Source organism: Enterobacteriaceae bacterium Kacie_13, assembly GCA_013457415.1.
Classification (GTDB): domain Bacteria; phylum Pseudomonadota; class Gammaproteobacteria; order Enterobacterales; family Enterobacteriaceae; genus Rahnella.
Map to the genome: position 1 here is coordinate 1,073,793 of CP045665.1, position 15,765 is coordinate 1,089,557.

The window sequence follows — 15,765 nt, forward strand, 5'->3', positions numbered from 1 at the left end:
CACTATGTCAGGCAAAACAAAAACTCTCCATCAGGAAGCAACGAACGAAAATAAATCTGCACAAGATCCGCGCTGGCTTGCGGTGGTTAACTGCGACGCCAGTGCCGATGGCCAATTTGTTTACGCCGTAAAAACGACCGGTATTTATTGCGCGCCTTCCTGCCCGTCGCGTCAGCCGAACCCGGAAAATGTTATTTTTTTCGCAAACGCCGAAGCGGCTGAGCAGGCCGGTTTCCGGCCGTGTAAGCGTTGCCGTCAGGGGCTTATCTCACTGGCACAATTTCATGCCCAGCGGGTGGAAAAAGCCTGCCGGTTGCTGGAAGAGTCTGCCGAAGGCGTGACGCTGAATAAGCTGGCGGAGGCGGTCGGTATCAGTCCCTATCATTTTCATCGCCTGTTCAAAGCGCAAACCGGGGTCACGCCAAAAGACTATCAGCAGGCGCAGCGCACGCGGCGGGTTCGCGAAAAACTGACCGAAAGCGCCTCAGTGACCGAAGCGATCTACGCGGCGGGCTACCCATCTGATAGCCGGTTTTACGAAACGTCAGGCGCAACATTAGGTATGACACCGCAGGGTTTCCGCTCCGGCGGGCGTGATGTGCGTGTCTGGTTTGCGATCGCCGACTCTGAGCTGGGCGCAATTTTAGTTGCTGAGAGTCAGCGGGGAATTTGCGCGATATTACTTGGTGATGATCCGCAGGCGCTGATCATCGAGTTGCAAAATAGTTTCCCGCAGGCAGAGCTGCTGGGGGGGGATCCGGACTTTGAACAACGCATTGCGTCGATCGTCGGCTTTGTCGAAGCGCCGCACATTGGCCTCGACTTACCACTGGATATTCGCGGAACGGCTTTCCAGCAGCGCGTCTGGCAGGCACTGCGCGCTATTCCCGCGGGCGCTACCGCCAGTTATGCGGATATCGCCCGTAAAATCGGCTCACCGAAATCCGTACGCGCCGTGGCCGGAGCCTGCGCTGCAAACGTACTTGCTGTCGCGATCCCCTGCCATCGAGTGGTGAAAACCGACGGTAATATTTCCGGCTATCGCTGGGGTGTCGAGCGCAAACGCAGTTTGCTGGCGCGCGAAGAAAAAAGCTGACTATACTGGCCTGACTGATTGTTTTTTCGATAATTATGATTTTGAGCGAGGGATCTTGTGCCTGAATTGTCACTGCGTTTTGCTAAGCCTGCGGATATTGATGCACTGGCTGCCTTGCACGTCGCTATCTGGCGCGATACCTATCGGGATCTTGCGCCCCCAGAGGCTTTTTCTGCTCTGGACGTACCGCGCCGGAAAGTCTTCTGGCAGGAAAAATTTGAAAATCCTGCCGCCGGGCAGTGCATTTTACTGGCTGAGATTGGCGGACAACTGGCGGGTTTCACTCTGGCATCGTCTTCGACAAACCCGGAATATGGGGAAATGGCTGAAATCAAATTCCTGTACGTGTCTGGCGATTTTAAACGACAGGGGATCGGCAAGCGTTTAATCACCGACGCTGCACGACATCTTGCTGGAGAGGGTTATTGCAGTGCCGGGCTGGGTGTGGTGGAAGGCAATGAACCGGCCATCCGTTTTTATCGCGCGCTGGGCGGTAAGGAAGCCGGACGTTATACCGATGCCGGGCCGCTATGGCGTTCTCGCAATATTATTTATGCATGGCCAGACATTACGCTGCTGACAGCAATGTAATGGCGTTGCACTTTTTACAGTTCCCGCGCCAGAGAAATGCGGGAACTGTTCATCTTCTTCCTTCGTTCTCAGTTCTTCCTCAGATCTTCCAACCGTTGTTTCTGTTGGCCTTCAGCCGTGAAATTCTCCGGACTTAACCAGCGATTAAAGGTGCTTTTTGACGCTGGCCATTCGTGGTCCAGCACTGAGAACCAGAGCGTATCGCGATTCCGACCTTTATTAACAATAGCCTGACGGAACGTTCCTTCATACTGAAAACCGAAGCGCTCAGCCGCCAGTTTTGACGGTTCGTTCAGGCTGTGGCATTTCCATTCGCAGCGGCGATATTTCAGGGTGTCGAAAAGATAGCGTTGCAGCAGATAAATGGCTTCGGTGCCAAAGCGGGTGCGCTTCATCAGCGGCGACCAGTTTACCCAGCCAATTTCCGCAACGCCGTTGACGGCATCAATACGCATCAGAGATACGCTGCCCACGGCGCGCTGAGTCGCCAGATCCACCACGGCGAAAAACACCGGATCTTCACTTTTTTCCTGCTGACTGATAAATGCATCGCACTCTGCCTGCGTGGCAGGGCGATCGACCGAGAGATATGTCCAGTCACGATTGTCATCAATACTGTGCCAGGCGTTGAATAAATCCTGACTGTGGCGCTCGCGGTTTAGTGGCTCGAGACGACACCAGATACCGTCCAGCTGAACATGCGTCGGGCGTTCACGCGGTTGCCAGTCGGGCAGGGCATCACCGACGGGTTGACCAAAGTGGTTAAGGGTTGTCATAGCAATTTCCATTCACTGTCAAAGAGCATCCATAAAATCAGAACAGATGGATGGCTGCAACCGGACCAGCTATAAAAGCCAGTAAAGCGGGGGAAATCCCCGCCTGGTTTCACTGATATTTAGCAATGGGTAAAATGGTTACAACCGCCCGGCGCTTCCACAAATCCTGATCTTCTCCTCGACTATTTTTTGCATGGCGATTTTTCCTGGCACGATATATTTTCGCGGATCGTTTGCTTGCGGATGCTCGGAGAAATACTGCTTTACGCCCTCCGCAAAGGCGATCTTAAGTTCAGTAGCTACGTTAACTTTGCAGATCCCCAGTTCGATCGCCTGATGAATCATTTTCTCCGGGATCCCCGATGCGCCATGCAGCACCAGTGGGATATCGACCAGTTGGCGGATCTGCCCCAGTCGGGTGAAATCTAGTTTAGGTTCACCCTGATACAAGCCATGAGCGGAACCGATCGCCACGGCCAGTGAATCGATGTTGGTGGCATCAACAAAATGTCTCGCTACGACTGGATCGGTAAAGAAGCTGTCTCCGTCGTCCACCACCAGATCGTCCTCTTGCCCACCAAGGCGGCCGAGTTCAGCTTCAACGCTGGCGTCGAATGCGTGGCATAAACGCACGGTTTCCCTGACCTTTTCGATGTTCTGCGGCAACGGAAAATGTGAAGCGTCGATCATCACGGAACGGATCCCCGCGTGGACTTTGGTTTCGATATCACTTTGTTCTTCATGATGATCCAGATGCAGTGCCAGTGGAATACGGTGTTTCCGCGCCGCTTCCTGACAGATGGATATCAGGTAATCCGTTCCCGCATAACTGAACGTGCCGGGCGTGCCCGCCAGAATCACCGGAGAACTCATGGCTGCCGCGGTTTCGGCGACTACCTGAACGGTTTCCAGATTGTGGACATTAAAGGCCGGCACGGCATATCCTTCGCGCTGCGCCGCCAACAGCATTTCCCTGTTTGAAATTAGATACATTGTTTCATCTCCCTGTCATATCCAGCAAAATTTTGCCGGTCATCGGCTTGCCCGCCAGCGAAATCACATCTGTGACGAACTCCTCCGGGGTGCTGAGGCTTGCAATAAGCGGCTCCAGGTTCATCTTATTTTCGGCAAACAACTGCGTTGCCTGTTGCCACTCGCTGCCCGGCCACGGCGCGGAGTAATTCATCCAACTGCCCAATATCGTCAGCTCTTTGCGTAAAATATGGCTGAAGGTGGCCACGTTTAGCGTCAGATCTTTGTGTAAGGTGCCAACCAGCGCGACTTGCGCTTTCGGACCTGCGATATCCAGAGCCAGCGCCACGGTTTGTGGCGTACCTGCAGTCTCAAGGATTAGCTGATTAAAGCGGCGTTCATGAGTATGCTGACGTATTTCCTCCTCACTCATGATTGCACTGTCACAGGCATGGGTGGCGCCGGTGCTTAAGGCCAGATCCAGTCTTTGAGGATTGATATCAATCGCGGTGACGGATTTTGCACCCAACGCACCAGCAGCCTGAATGATGAGCTGGCCGATAGTGCCCGCACCAATTACGATCACTTCTTTACCCTCGCATCCACCCGCCAGTTTTAAGGCATGTAATCCGACGGTTATGGGTTCAAAAAATGCGCCCTGCATCAGCGAAGAGCCTTCCGGCAGCCTGAAGAGGTTTTTACGTGAAACCACGACAAATTCGGCGTGCCCACCGTCGCGGCGTGAGCCAATAAACTGATAGTGCTTACACTGTGAGTACGCTGCCTTGCTGCACGCCTCGCATTGAAAACAAGGTAATAACGGTACGCAAACCACAGCATCACCTTCCTGCAAATCACCGCAATCTGTGCCAGTGCTGATCACGTGGCCGCTGAATTCGTGGCCGAGCGTTATCGGATAAAAATGCGCACCGTTAGAAAAAATGCGCGGAATATCAGAACCGCACAGGCCGGAATAGGCAACACGCACCAGCACGTCATCAGGAGCGTTAAGTGCAGGCATCGGGCTCTCCTCAACGGTCATCTCCCCGCCGGTATGTACAACGACAGATTTCATAGTCAGTTTCCTTTTGGCGGGGGGGCCCCCGCCGGAATGAAGATTTAAGCGTTGGCCAGTTCAGCGGCTAGCTTTTCGGTTTTGATGAAATTGCGGGCGCGACGCCATGTGAGGAAGACACCAATAGCGTAAATCACACCAATGATGCTTAACCCTGCGATATTTTTAAGCGTACAGAGTTGAATCAGCAGATAAGTGATCGGTGAACCGCCCTGATCCATTGAAGCGACCCTGCCACCCGCGCTTAAAGCTCCAGCATTTGCTGCCAGCTGGGTATGCAAATCGATGGTCTGCGTGGCAATCCACAGGGTGATACTCATGATGATGCATCCGGAGATTAACGTGCGGAACAGGTTGCCCTGATGCACCGCGACTGCAATGGCAACAAAGAAGCCGATGGTAGCGAGATCGCCGAACGGCAAGACCTGATTTCCCGGAACCAGTACCGCTATCAGGATCGTCAGCGGAATAAAGATCAGGCTGGCGGAGACAACGGCGGTGTGACCGAGTAACAGCGCCGGATCCAGACCAATCAGGAATTCCTGCCCTCCGAAGCGGGCTTGCAGACGGGTACGAGCATGGCGTGCAATTGGCGTTAAGCCATCCATAATCGGTTTGATCACTCGCGGCATCAGCAGCATAACCGCAGCCGTTTTGACCGCCAGTTGCAATATGCCTTTGATGTCATAACCCGCGAGGTAGCCGATGATCAGCCCCATCGCAAAACCGACGGTGACCGGTTCGCCAAATGGGCCGAAACGTTTTTGTACGTCATCTGCGCTGAAGTGAATTTTGTTCAGGCCAGGGATTTTTTCAATAAGGGTATCGACCAGCACGGCAATAGGCCCAAGGTAAGCCGATGAACCGTGAGGAATAGCGATACCTTCGAGATTAAAGAAATCTCGCGTATCCCTGGCAAACCAGTCACCCAGTTTGTAGATAAACGCCGCATGCACCACTACGCCCATAATCCCCAACCAATAGGAACCGGTTGCGAGATGCAACATGGCGCCGGTAAAGGTCATGTGCCAGATATTCCAGATATCCACATTGACGACGCGTGTCATGCGGGTCAGTAACATGACGATGTTTACACCGATAGCAATGGGAATAGCGACCAGTGCAATTTGCGATGCCCAGGTCATAGGCGACGAGCCCGGCCAGCCGATATCGACAACTTGCAGATTGATTTGAAAATGTTCCGCCATCGCTTTCGCGGCAGGCCCGATGGAATCAAGCATCAGGCCGATGACCAGCCCGATACCCACAAAACCAATCCCAATGTGAATGGCAGATTTAAAAGAATCCCCCAGCTTCATCCCTAATATCAGGGAGAAAATGATGATCACGCCCGGCAGCATGACTGTCGGCCCGAGATCGAGGATGTAGCGCATAATTTCGGTAAACATAGCTTACTCCTGTAACAGGGTCAGTATTTCTTCGCGCAACTTTTCCATGCCCATGCCGGAGATAAACGGCATACCGTGAACCAGCGGAATATCGCCGAACGTGCGGTCGACTTTGGCTGTGGTACAAATCAGGTGGACGCCATCCATGAAGGTTTCAATTTCATTGATACGGCACTGCACAAGTTCCACCTGGATACCGTGCGCTTCACACAGCTCTTTAATTTCCTCTGCCGCCAGCGTTGAGGTAGCTACAGCGCCGCCACAGGCGACAATGACTTTTCGTTTCACGGTAAGACTCCTTAATAGTCTGTTTTTGATGTTATTTTTTGTAGGACTTCGGGTACAGATTGGGTCGGAAAAATCTCTTTGTTCAACACCACGTCAGGCAGGAACCGCGGCCATTTTCTCGGGTGTAGTGATAAATACGTGTTGCTTAAACAGGGTTGCCAGCTGGTCTTCGGGGACCGTCAGCAAGCTTTCAAAAAAGGAAGGATCCTGCAACTGGCTGAATAACTGGCGCAATAAGGTCAGTTGCTCAGACGGATGCGTGACGATTAGCGCCACAATCAGAGAAGCCGGGACCGTGCCTTCGTCATCAGCCTGAAAGAATTCGACGGGTGCATCAGGGCGGATGAGGTAAATGGCCGGCGTGCGGGCGTGAGTAGCATCACAATGCGGAATGGCAACCGCATGTTGCTCGAGCTGGATACCGGTCGGGTATTCCGCTTCACGAACCAATAAGGCCTGTGGATAGCTGGTTTCAACGACGCCCGCCTGCACCATGTACTCACCGATGTGGGTCAGTGCTGAGTGGTGATCCTCAAAGGTGATGCCTGTTTTCACGAAGACTTCGCAGTTATGCATGGCTGCACTCTCCGCAGGTTGTTCTCAGTGGAGTACAGCCAAAGTGATAGGCGCGTAAAACGTCTTGAATTTTGTCGATAATCAGTTCATGAGGATCGCTGGCCAGATCGCCTGCCATCACACGTTCAAACTGGGCTGGCAGATACTGGCTTAGCAGTCCCAGTGGGATATCGATGGATTGTAAATTACTGATCAGTACTTCCATCGCTCGGTTGATACGGGTGTGTGGCCAGTAGTAGCGAATACGATCAGAAAGGCTGAAATGAAGATCGATAAGTGACAGGCTGAATGTCGGGCTGTAATACTTTTTCCAGTAACCTGGTTCATCAAGCATGACACCGTCGATTACCGTCAGGAGCTGGCTGCGGGATTCGGGCGCAACGAGGACTTGTTCGATACTGGCGAGTGCGAAAACAGCCTCACGTAACGCAAAAGTTAGCGCTGGGCCGACTTTGAGAATGGCGTAATGATCTTTAACCAGATTGCGGTAGGAGTCCCGGGTCTGGTAATCGGTGGAATGTGCCTCGTAAACCAGTGGAGTGGTTTTTATATAGGCTGATAAATCTTGTGCGAGATCGGGCTGATAATGGATCACTGTGCTGTGATCGAACTCTACACCAGGTTGAACTACGACGGCGATGATCCGATTAATAGCTTCTTCCAGGCCGGCTTCACGAAATGCCTGATGATGCATATCCAGCGTCGCTTTTGCGTCTCTGGCTGCGGTAACGTGCACGTGCTGAATGGCCGATGCTTCGCCGCCGGGCACAGGCACTTCTGTACCAATGACATATGTCAGAGACGCTTTTTGCTGCAGTGTTGCTACTTTTTCAGCGACTTGACATAAACGTGCTGCACGCTGAGCGACAATAAAAGGATCCAGCGTAATAGGATCATCAGCACAGGACATTGAGGCATCCAGATGAATTTTACTGAAACCTGCTTCCACGTAGCGCGCGATTAAGACTTCCGCCTTACTCATTGCGCTTTCAGCATTTTCGCTCTGCCAGCAATTTGGCCCCAGATGATCGCCCCCTAATATCAGGCGCTGAACAGGGAAGCCGATTTTATCGGCTATCGCGAGAACGAAATCGCGAAAATCAATGGGCTGCATACCGGTATAGCCACCGAACTGATTGACCTGATTGGACGTGGCCTCGATAAGGACTTTACGGTTGGTTTGTAGGTCTTCCCGAAGTGCCGCCTCGATCACCAAAGGGTGAGCCGAACAGACTGAGCAAATACCGATACTTTCGCCTTTCTTATGTTTGGATATTAATTCTTTCATTTTTGCCTCCGTTTGTTTTCGAAGATGTTCGTATCTTTCCGAAATCCAGACAATAGCGTTCTTTGTTTTTCGTGATGATGATCGTAATATTTCGTAAGTTATTTCATTCGTTTTCTTTCATTTGGCGTGCTGTACCGTGTAATTTCATTCTGTACACAAATGGATAGTTCAATAAATCAAGGTTACGTGTTTCACATTCAGACTATTTTTTTCTCCTCATTACGAAGTCTTTTGTTTACACTAAGGCCTATATGGCGTTTTGGGCTAAACAGAATGAATACTTACGATCGTCGCAATAGAATTATTGAGTTAGTCAATCTGAAGGGGAATGTTCAGGTTGCGGACCTTTCGAGTGCTTTCGGTGTTTCCGAAGTGACCATTCGCTCTGATCTGAGTTTGCTGGACCAAAAAGGTGAACTGACCCGTTTTCATGGCGGAGCGGCCAGGCGAAAGGAGAATGAGAACAGCGGGCAGGATAAGCAGCAGCATGAAATGGTGCTGGAGGAACGTTATCTTCATGCCAGTGATCCTAAAAAACGTATTGCTTTGGCGGCTGCTGGCATGGTTAAGCCAGGCAATACCGTGATCCTCGACAGCGGCAGTACTACGATGTTACTTGCCGAAGAACTGGTGAAATCCGGCGATATCACTGTCATTACCAATAATTTACCTGCTGCCTTTGTCCTTTCCGAAAATCCCGATATCACGCTTGTAGTGTGCGGCGGAACGCTGAGACATAAAACGCGTTCATTGCATGGCAACATTACCGAATATGCCTTGCAGGGGATTGTCGCCAACCTAATGTTCGTCGGCGCTGATGGCCTGGATGCGGCATCCGGCATCACGACGTTTAATGAGGGTTACAGTATCAGCAGCATTATGGCGGATGCAGCTCAACGGGTTGTTGTCGTCACCGACTCCACCAAGTTTGGGCGTCGCGGATACAATCTTGTGCTGCCAATGGATAAAATCGACGCCATCATCACCGATACGGACATCAGCGAAGAGGCACAGCAGGCACTGAAACAGACATCGACCGATCTCATTCTTGTGTAACTCCCTATCGAACAAGGTATTTTGAACGCATGCTGACTGTATGCTGTCGGGAAAATAAGGGAAACAAGCAGTTTTAAGGCGTGAGTGGCATCACGAAAACAATGTGAAGGCGTTGCAGTAGCAGACAGCGTATTTTGGGAGATGAATTCAAAGCAGAGGCCGCAGGGGATGGCCCCTGTGGCAGTAAAGGGGGTATCAAGACTTCTTAAGGTAGACCTCAAAAGTGAAGTATTTCATTTCCAAAGTGATACATGCGCCATTTTTATGGATTTCTGCCACTTGCCCTGCGCGTAGACCTCCAGGTAATTGCTCTTAGCAACGTCAACCAGAAGATTGGCGTTGCTCAGGGGCAAGCGGCGAACCTGAAAGAAAAATACAAATAGGATGAACATCGCGAAAATCTATTATCACGCAGACTGGGAAAGCGAATCCATGATATAACTTTTCGTTAAATGTGGTGTATAGCTTTGAAAAGAACAGGAAAGTATTCTGGAAATCAAAATAACAAGCAATAAAAAAGCCGCAAACCCTTGCGGGCTGCGGCTTTCTTTGCGGTAACGGCCTTATCTGGTAATAACCGAGCTGGGGGAAGTTGAGGTGATCGGCTAACTTGTTGTTTTAACTATTTAATTATTAATTCAAATTTGTGGTGTATACCTAAGCGTATACCAATCACGATTTTGATAGGGGTTCACTCTTATTAAACAAGCTAATGTCGTAGCAGTAACCTTATCGTAAATGGATCATTTATCGAGTGTTTATTCGACAATTTTAAGCACACATATTGGGAGCTTTAAAAATTTCTATTTACCGGCTTTTTAGCTTTGTGGCCAGCAATAGTTAGGTGAACCTAGCTCACCATCTTGCAGTGGCTCCTACCCGATCCAACGGCAGTTATGCTAATGCAAGTTTACCGATCTGTAGGCAGCTCAAAATGGCTGCGGTGGGTTTATTTCGTAAGTGGCATCTCAGCGTCTAGGTGAGCTAGAAGCGGACATATAAAGTCAATCAGTACACAACGAGAGCATTACTAACAGCTCTATATGTTAATAAATGCCGCGCAGGCCAATGTTCCAAGACCCCGAATTAAAGTGTTCTTTTGTCTGGCATACTACACAACGGTACATTAAATCATGTATGATCTAACTTTCAATGAAGTAGCCTAAAATTTAACAGGACGCAAATGAACACTTCATCTTTTTCATCCATTCAAATAGAAAAAATAAAATCGCTAATCAGAAAAAAATTACTTTCAATTGGAAATTATTTTGAGGTTTTAAAATCAGATATCGTATATGCACTTAATGCTCTAATTCATCTAAAAAAAGAATGTAAGAAGAAATTATTCGAGGAGGTTGAGTCTTTTAATAGAACTATGATGAATATGAGGAATATAGTTTTTATTTTTTTAGCGTATGCAATAGCAATCATCGCCATTACACTGGCAACTAATAACTATTCTAAGACATTTTTAGAAAACTTCCTTGTTAATGCTAACTCTTCAATTCTCGACTTCCTTATTTTGGGTGTTATTCTTTATTATTTCGAACACAAACGGCAGAACAAAGAAGCTGTCAAAGAACTCCTCGAAGACCTCGAGAATCTTGCAAAACATTCGTCTGCAGAATTGAATATAATGAAAATTAAAATTATAAGGCAATTAAACAGTAAAGGTGTTTTTAATATCAATGTTCAACGAATAGAATTAACTAAACTATCCGTCATAAAATATCTAAATTTCAAAAATGCTGATTTAAAGAGCTTGAACATGTCCGACTCTTACATTCGCGACTGTTCATTCGTGGACTGTGAAATTCAAGCCTTAAATATTGATAGGAATAGAGTAAAAAACGTAAAATTTATAAGATGTAATCTTAAAAACATTAAAGCGCACAATGCAAATTTTCAAAATGTTGAGTTCGAAGATTGTAACTTTTCTGGCGGTTTTTTAAATCAAAGTAACTTGAAAAGCTGCATTATGAAAAACTGCGATTTTAAAGATGTCACATATGAAAATGCGATTTTATTAAGCGCTAATATTTTAGGTGCAAAAAACATAAACATAGAGAGAATAATAGAAGCTGCAAATTTAGATTATATTAAGTGTTCGGATGAGATTACGAATGCAATAAAGGATAAAAACGCATATTTTAAATTCGCAAAAGGTAGGCCCGAGGTTAGGGAATCGAACCCTGCTCAGTGAGCAAGCTCACATATAGACACCAGTCGACCTCTATCGAAGGTGTCTATCATCTCCACTTACTAACAAAAAGTCAATGATCTTCCACAAATGGCTATTTCCTCATGGATTAACACTACGTGATATGAGCAATATCCACTTTTAGCATATACCCTTCTTTCGAATTGGATTTCATTCATATTATCTCTAATAGTGTTTTCTTGAGAAGCAATAGCCCTCCCTGTCACATTATGCGGAAATTACTTAAGCAGACGTGCAATGAACAGTCATAAAATTTAGCGTAGAAAAGATTTAAAGACAAAACTGGTCATACTGTTCACTTTTGAATTTTTTGTGTTTAATTTCATGGTGTTAGGTGTTTTCTGGTTTATTCTTAACTGTCCATAACTAATCACTTGAAAGTGACCAGTTGCCATTTTACGCATAAAAAACCGGCCTAAGCCGGTTCAAATGAGTAGTTATAATGTCTCGCACTTCGGCAACCAATCCGCCTCACTGTCATCGTTTAAGGTGAGGTTGGTCTGCATTCCCTGATTAGTTTTTCGCTTCAAGAATTCAATCTCATACTCTCTTAACGTTTGCGGTACTGCCCGACCAAAAGCCGTCAGGCTCATAGGGCGCTGATGCCCTCGCGCCTCCATAAACGACAGGTATGCGTGATAGAGATACTTGCGCGGGTTAGCCGGAATAATGTTGGCGTTGCCAATATAAAGGCCGTTTGGTGTGCTGACTGCCAACAGGTAACCACAGAAATCTACCAACGGATCTGCACTGCGTTTTATCTCCAGTGCTTCATCGGAATTCTGCTGTGCCTGTAACAGCTCGCGTGCATCACTGGGAACGGCAAAACGTTGCATCAAGTGGCGAACAATGATCGCCAGTTCCTGACCTATTTTCTCTATTAGCTGCGGATCTCGTTCATTGGCAGGTATCACCTCAGGGAAAGTGATGATCACTCGCCGGCGCGATACGCCGCCGCTGCGGTCACTGAACTGCATTGGGTTGTTGTTCACTGCCAGGATTACCGCCGGAATGTGTGCTGAATAAGCGTCACGGTATTTCGGGTCAATGGCTACCGCATCGCCGCCGGTGATGGCTTTAATCCCTGCACCGTCGCCGCTCCATTTCTCCTGGTCGGGTAAGATGATCAGTGAGTATCCCACCAGGGAAGCCCGTTCGCGGGAAGACTCCAGCGTTTCGATGCTGGCTGAGGTGGTATTGTCATTCCCTGCAAGCATGCGCGCTATGGCTGCCATGACGCTTTTACCACTGCCGCCTGGCCCTGTCACTTCAAGGAACAATTGCCAGTCATACCGGTTTGCCAGAACCATGAAAAGCGCCGCGAGAATACGCTCTTGCTTTTCGCTTTGCTGGTTTGCCGCCCGCGTCAGCCATTGCCAGAAGTGAGGGGCATGCTCGGCAAGATTTTCCCCTGGCTTGGCCTGCGAGTAATCCACGCTGTTGACGGTACGCAACCAATTATCTTTGCGGTGAGAGCTAAAACTTCCGGTACGGGTGTCAAAAACGCCATTGCGAAAACCAATTAAGTGACGTGCGGGCTTGCTCATTTCAGGCACCATGAGCTTTAGGGTTTCGATCATGCCGCTAATGAGGGGCGCTGAAAAAGGCGCTTGTGCTTTCTGAAATAGAGCGGCAATTTCACGGCTGAGGATCCTGTGCGGCAATACCTGCCAAGCCCCGTTCTCATAGCGGCAAAGATCTTCCCCCACCGGAGGCATAGCCAGACGGTGTGCATAATGGACTATCAGCAGTTCACACTTCTCACTCTGGCTCATGGCCTTGAGATCGGCATCACTGACCGTTTCAAAGGGGCTCTTAGGAGATTGCAGAGTAAAAGCGCGGAGCTGTTCTAGCGTGTAGTCACGCCCTTCCTGCATGAATACATCGTTCCAGTCACCGGCGATTAAGGGGATCGCAACCTTCCCGCTGACCAGATTTGCGGCTTCTTTCGCTCTCTTCTGTCCTGTGCCGTTCTCATCATTATCTGCCGCCATAAACAGAACGGCGTCAGGGTATTTCTCCCGAAGGCACTCAGCCAGATGAGGGAAGTTATTGGCACTCAGTGCCACATACACGGTTTCACCCGTCAGCGCATGTATTGTCAGGCCGGTTGAATAGCCTTCTGCCATCCAGATAACAGCGTTGTCGTTCCCTTCAAAATGATGAGCGGCGCCGGTAACCTGTCCACCCGCAAGCATGCGTTTTTCGCCCGACTCGTTAATGAGCTGGGCGTTGACCAGGTTGCCTGACAAATCATAAAGCGCAATGACCAGGTCACCCGCCGCGAAATCTACGCCGCCCACGCGCAGGCCGTTACCCTGTAAGGTCAGTGCCTCCTTATCCACCCAGCCTTTTTTCTCCAGATAGGCATTGCCTGAAGCTTTGCGGGCTGCATTTACCAACATTTTCGCCTGCACGGCGGCCTTCTGGCGGGCATCGTCTTTTTGCCGTTGAACAGCGGCCTCGTCGTGATGAACCACAAGTGGCTGAACCTCTCCCAGAATCTCAGCCACCTTCACGGCGGCCTCTTTCGTGGTGATATCCAGCGTTTTCGCAACCAGATTTAGCCCGTCACCGGCACCGCAATGGTTACATATCCAGGTGCCTCTTCCTGCCTGATTATCGAAGCGAAAGCGGTCTTTGCCCCCGCAAACAGGGCAGGCGGAATGATGCCCGTGAGGGGCAACGTTTATACCCAGCGCGGGCAGAAGCTGAGGCCAGCGCCCTGTCGCGGCGCTCACGGTGTTTTGAACAATCATTTGTGTCATATGCGCCTCTGTCAGTGCAGCGTGGTTTCAGGAGTGGTGTGAAGACAAGGCCGGAACAGCTCGTCCATCATGGATTCTCCGAGCGGTGTCAGGCGGGGTTTTGCCACCAAAATATCGGGCTGCACCATATCCCTGAGCATGGCGCAGGCGATGTCCATACCCAGCTTTGCGCCGTGCTGACGGATGTAGTAGCTTTCGACTTCCTTCGCGATGGTCATTTGCAGTTCATCAAGCGAGTAGCCGGTTTCAACGCCGTAGGCGTTGCAGGCGTCGAGATAGGCCTGTGCTAGGGCGCGGCGGTAAAGGGCAGTGAGCACTTCAACCGGCAGGCATGACTGTTGAGTCATATTCATTCGTAGACATCCTCCATTTGCGTTTTTATGGCGGTTTCGCAGGTGTCTACCACTTTGCCGAGCTGGTCAGTGAGCAGTGCAACCATGGATGCCATTGAGTTCAACTGATCGCCGCTGGGCACATGCCCTAACGAGTCCTGGGTATCAAGCATGTCGAGGAACATCACGCCGACGTTGTGCGCGTGTTGCAGGCGCAGGAAATCAGCATGCGGGATAGGATAATGGGTGTTGGGGAAATAGAAGGAAGCGAGTTTGTTCATGCGGCCTCCTGAGCGGGCAGGCGACCGGCAAAGCACAGCACATAGTCACGGGCAAACAGGCGACGGGCAGAATCTTCATTGTCGGCGGCGGAGCGCAGCATGCAGACCGGCGCTTTGGGTTCAGCACGGCGCACGGCGGCGAACAGGAACGTAAATTTAGGATGTGGCGTGGTGAGGGTTGTAGCCATGGTGGCAGCCTCCATTGAGTAATGGTTATTGCTACCACTAGAGTTCTCACGCTCTTGGGTGGTAGCCCAGACGGGGGTGAGAATACCGGCCTCAACGAATACCGGCCAGCCCGAAGGCTGCCCCGCCTGAGCTACCATTGCTTGATAAGCACAGCGGTTAAGAAACCACTGAGCAGATAACAGGTGCGCTAAGGCTACGACATAAAAAAACACGCCAGGCGCGTGTTGTGTCGCCATTGAGTTGCTCGGGTTCTCACGCCCGGCTGCCGATTTTGCGGCAGCACAAAAACTATAGAGCAGGGGCTCGCCAGAGAAAAGCCTTTTTTGAAGCATTGGACGTTTCTCCTTAGCAATCGGTCAGGACTTGATCGGACTGCTGCGGATTTGATCGGAAGTGTGAATCATCCTCTGAACTCACGCTTTCGGCTGTTACGGATAACACGCCCAGGGTATTGCTGGTAAACGCAGGCAAAGGGTTCTTTCTGCCGCAGGCGGCAGCCATCAGGCCTTCAGCCAGATAGGCCGCCTCTTGTGTATTGAGCTGGATATTATGATGACCGACAGACAGAGAAATCATTGCATGGTCTCCTGAGTGCGGGCGGCGATGCGGTCATTCATCCAGCTCTCAATCTCGGAGGCCAGCCAGGCCACGTTCTTACCACCGAGAGAAATCTGCGCGGGAAATTGCTGACGGCTGATCAAGTCGTAGAGGGTGGAGCGGGAGAGGCCAGTGGTGTGGATCACTTCAGGCAGTCGCATAAAGCGATCGCGTGGGTAAACTGGTGGCATCACAGGGGCAGAAGAAGGGGGCGTATTTTGAGCGGCGGAGAGCATGGTGCTACCTCATA

General features: G+C 50.0%; 16 protein-coding genes and 2 pseudogenes. 4 read left to right on the forward strand and 14 right to left on the reverse strand.

Annotated elements, in window-relative coordinates:
• Positions 1–4: 4 nt before the first annotated feature.
• Positions 5–1,096: a bifunctional DNA-binding transcriptional regulator/O6-methylguanine-DNA methyltransferase Ada gene (gene ada, locus GE278_04820; protein ID QLK60141.1), complete on the forward strand. Its 1,092-nt coding sequence runs from the start codon at positions 5–7 to the stop codon at positions 1,094–1,096.
• Positions 1,097–1,153: 57 nt separating this feature from the next.
• Positions 1,154–1,687 carry a GNAT family N-acetyltransferase gene (locus tag GE278_04825; protein QLK60142.1) on the forward strand — a complete coding sequence of 178 codons (534 nt, stop codon included), beginning with the start codon at positions 1,154–1,156 and terminating at the stop codon, positions 1,685–1,687.
• 68 nt (positions 1,688–1,755) lie between these two features.
• On the opposite strand, the gene GE278_04830 is transcribed toward GE278_04825, so the two are convergent.
• The 7 genes from GE278_04830 to gatZ form a co-directional block, all read right to left on the reverse strand.
• Positions 1,756–2,463 (reverse strand): GNAT family N-acetyltransferase, encoded by a 708-nt coding sequence (locus tag GE278_04830; protein ID QLK60143.1) that lies wholly within the window; start codon positions 2,461–2,463, stop codon positions 1,756–1,758.
• A gap of 138 nt (positions 2,464–2,601) precedes the next feature.
• A complete protein-coding gene (locus tag GE278_04835) occupies positions 2,602–3,456 on the reverse strand; it encodes a tagatose bisphosphate family class II aldolase (GenBank protein ID QLK60144.1) in 855 nt (284 codons plus the stop codon).
• A 4-nt stretch (positions 3,457–3,460) separates the two neighbouring features.
• A complete protein-coding gene (gene gatD / locus GE278_04840; GenBank protein ID QLK60145.1) occupies positions 3,461–4,510 on the reverse strand; it encodes a galactitol-1-phosphate 5-dehydrogenase in 1,050 nt (349 codons plus the stop codon).
• A 44-nt stretch (positions 4,511–4,554) separates the two neighbouring features.
• Positions 4,555–5,919 (reverse strand): PTS galactitol transporter subunit IIC, encoded by a 1,365-nt coding sequence (locus tag GE278_04845; GenBank protein QLK60146.1) that lies wholly within the window; start codon positions 5,917–5,919, stop codon positions 4,555–4,557.
• A 3-nt stretch (positions 5,920–5,922) separates the two neighbouring features.
• Positions 5,923–6,207, reverse strand: coding sequence for a PTS galactitol transporter subunit IIB (gene gatB, locus GE278_04850; protein ID QLK60147.1), 285 nt, complete (start codon positions 6,205–6,207; stop codon positions 5,923–5,925).
• A gap of 93 nt (positions 6,208–6,300) precedes the next feature.
• Positions 6,301–6,783, reverse strand: a complete 483-nt coding sequence (gene gatA / locus GE278_04855; protein ID QLK60148.1) for a PTS galactitol transporter subunit IIA — start codon at positions 6,781–6,783, stop codon at positions 6,301–6,303.
• Positions 6,776–8,071: a tagatose-bisphosphate aldolase subunit GatZ gene (gene gatZ, locus GE278_04860; protein ID QLK60149.1), complete on the reverse strand. Its 1,296-nt coding sequence runs from the start codon at positions 8,069–8,071 to the stop codon at positions 6,776–6,778. The genes gatA and gatZ overlap by 8 nt, the downstream gene beginning before the upstream one ends.
• A gap of 273 nt (positions 8,072–8,344) precedes the next feature.
• On the opposite strand from gatZ, the gene GE278_04865 reads away from it, so the two are divergent.
• The gene (locus GE278_04865; protein ID QLK60150.1) at positions 8,345–9,127 is read left to right on the forward strand and encodes a DeoR family transcriptional regulator; all 783 of its coding nucleotides are present in this window, start codon (positions 8,345–8,347) and stop codon (positions 9,125–9,127) included.
• A gap of 195 nt (positions 9,128–9,322) precedes the next feature.
• Here the strand turns inward: GE278_04865 and GE278_04870 are convergent.
• Positions 9,323–9,406: pseudogene (locus tag GE278_04870) on the reverse strand (ABC transporter substrate-binding protein).
• 1,105 nt (positions 9,407–10,511) lie between these two features.
• Here GE278_04870 and GE278_04875 point away from each other — a divergent pair.
• Positions 10,512–11,330, forward strand: a complete 819-nt coding sequence (locus tag GE278_04875; GenBank protein QLK63196.1) for a hypothetical protein — start codon at positions 10,512–10,514, stop codon at positions 11,328–11,330.
• A 455-nt stretch (positions 11,331–11,785) separates the two neighbouring features.
• On the opposite strand, the gene GE278_04880 is transcribed toward GE278_04875, so the two are convergent.
• From GE278_04880 to GE278_04905, 6 genes and pseudogenes are all read right to left on the reverse strand, one after another.
• On the reverse strand, positions 11,786–14,116 hold the full coding sequence (locus GE278_04880) for a DNA primase (GenBank protein ID QLK60151.1): 2,331 nt from the start codon (positions 14,114–14,116) through the stop codon (positions 11,786–11,788).
• An 11-nt stretch (positions 14,117–14,127) separates the two neighbouring features.
• Entirely contained in the window at positions 14,128–14,469 is a 342-nt protein-coding gene (locus GE278_04885) for a hypothetical protein (GenBank protein QLK60152.1), read from the reverse strand.
• On the reverse strand, positions 14,466–14,729 hold the full coding sequence (locus tag GE278_04890) for a hypothetical protein (GenBank protein ID QLK60153.1): 264 nt from the start codon (positions 14,727–14,729) through the stop codon (positions 14,466–14,468). The genes GE278_04885 and GE278_04890 overlap by 4 nt, the downstream gene beginning before the upstream one ends.
• Positions 14,726–15,250: pseudogene (locus GE278_04895) on the reverse strand (host cell division inhibitor Icd-like protein). The gene GE278_04890 and the pseudogene GE278_04895 overlap by 4 nt, the downstream one beginning before the upstream one ends.
• Positions 15,251–15,263: 13 nt before the next feature.
• A complete protein-coding gene (locus GE278_04900; GenBank protein QLK60154.1) occupies positions 15,264–15,494 on the reverse strand; it encodes a hypothetical protein in 231 nt (76 codons plus the stop codon).
• Entirely contained in the window at positions 15,491–15,751 is a 261-nt protein-coding gene (locus GE278_04905; protein QLK60155.1) for an AlpA family phage regulatory protein, read from the reverse strand. The genes GE278_04900 and GE278_04905 overlap by 4 nt, the downstream gene beginning before the upstream one ends.
• Positions 15,752–15,765: the final 14 nt, after the last annotated feature.

Bases quoted from the DNA above. Each gene is read 5' to 3' on its own strand.
- GE278_04890 (QLK60153.1), bottom strand. From the start codon at position 14,729: ATGAACAAACTCGCTTCCTTCTATTTCCCCAACACCCATTATCCTATC.
- GE278_04865 (QLK60150.1), top strand. From the start codon at position 8,345: ATGAATACTTACGATCGTCGCAATAGAATTATTGAGTTAGTCAATCTG.
- GE278_04885 (QLK60152.1), bottom strand. From the start codon at position 14,469: ATGAATATGACTCAACAGTCATGCCTGCCGGTTGAAGTGCTCACTGCC.
- gatD (QLK60145.1), bottom strand. From the start codon at position 4,510: ATGAAATCTGTCGTTGTACATACCGGCGGGGAGATGACCGTTGAGGAG.
- ada (QLK60141.1), top strand. From the start codon at position 5: ATGTCAGGCAAAACAAAAACTCTCCATCAGGAAGCAACGAACGAAAAT.
- gatA (QLK60148.1), bottom strand. From the start codon at position 6,783: ATGCATAACTGCGAAGTCTTCGTGAAAACAGGCATCACCTTTGAGGAT.
- GE278_04875 (QLK63196.1), top strand. From the start codon at position 10,512: ATGAGGAATATAGTTTTTATTTTTTTAGCGTATGCAATAGCAATCATC.
- GE278_04835 (QLK60144.1), bottom strand. From the start codon at position 3,456: ATGTATCTAATTTCAAACAGGGAAATGCTGTTGGCGGCGCAGCGCGAA.
- GE278_04900 (QLK60154.1), bottom strand. From the start codon at position 15,494: ATGATTTCTCTGTCTGTCGGTCATCATAATATCCAGCTCAATACACAA.
- GE278_04830 (QLK60143.1), bottom strand. From the start codon at position 2,463: ATGACAACCCTTAACCACTTTGGTCAACCCGTCGGTGATGCCCTGCCC.
- GE278_04845 (QLK60146.1), bottom strand. From the start codon at position 5,919: ATGTTTACCGAAATTATGCGCTACATCCTCGATCTCGGGCCGACAGTC.
- GE278_04905 (QLK60155.1), bottom strand. From the start codon at position 15,751: ATGCTCTCCGCCGCTCAAAATACGCCCCCTTCTTCTGCCCCTGTGATG.
- GE278_04880 (QLK60151.1), bottom strand. From the start codon at position 14,116: ATGACACAAATGATTGTTCAAAACACCGTGAGCGCCGCGACAGGGCGC.
- gatZ (QLK60149.1), bottom strand. From the start codon at position 8,071: ATGAAAGAATTAATATCCAAACATAAGAAAGGCGAAAGTATCGGTATT.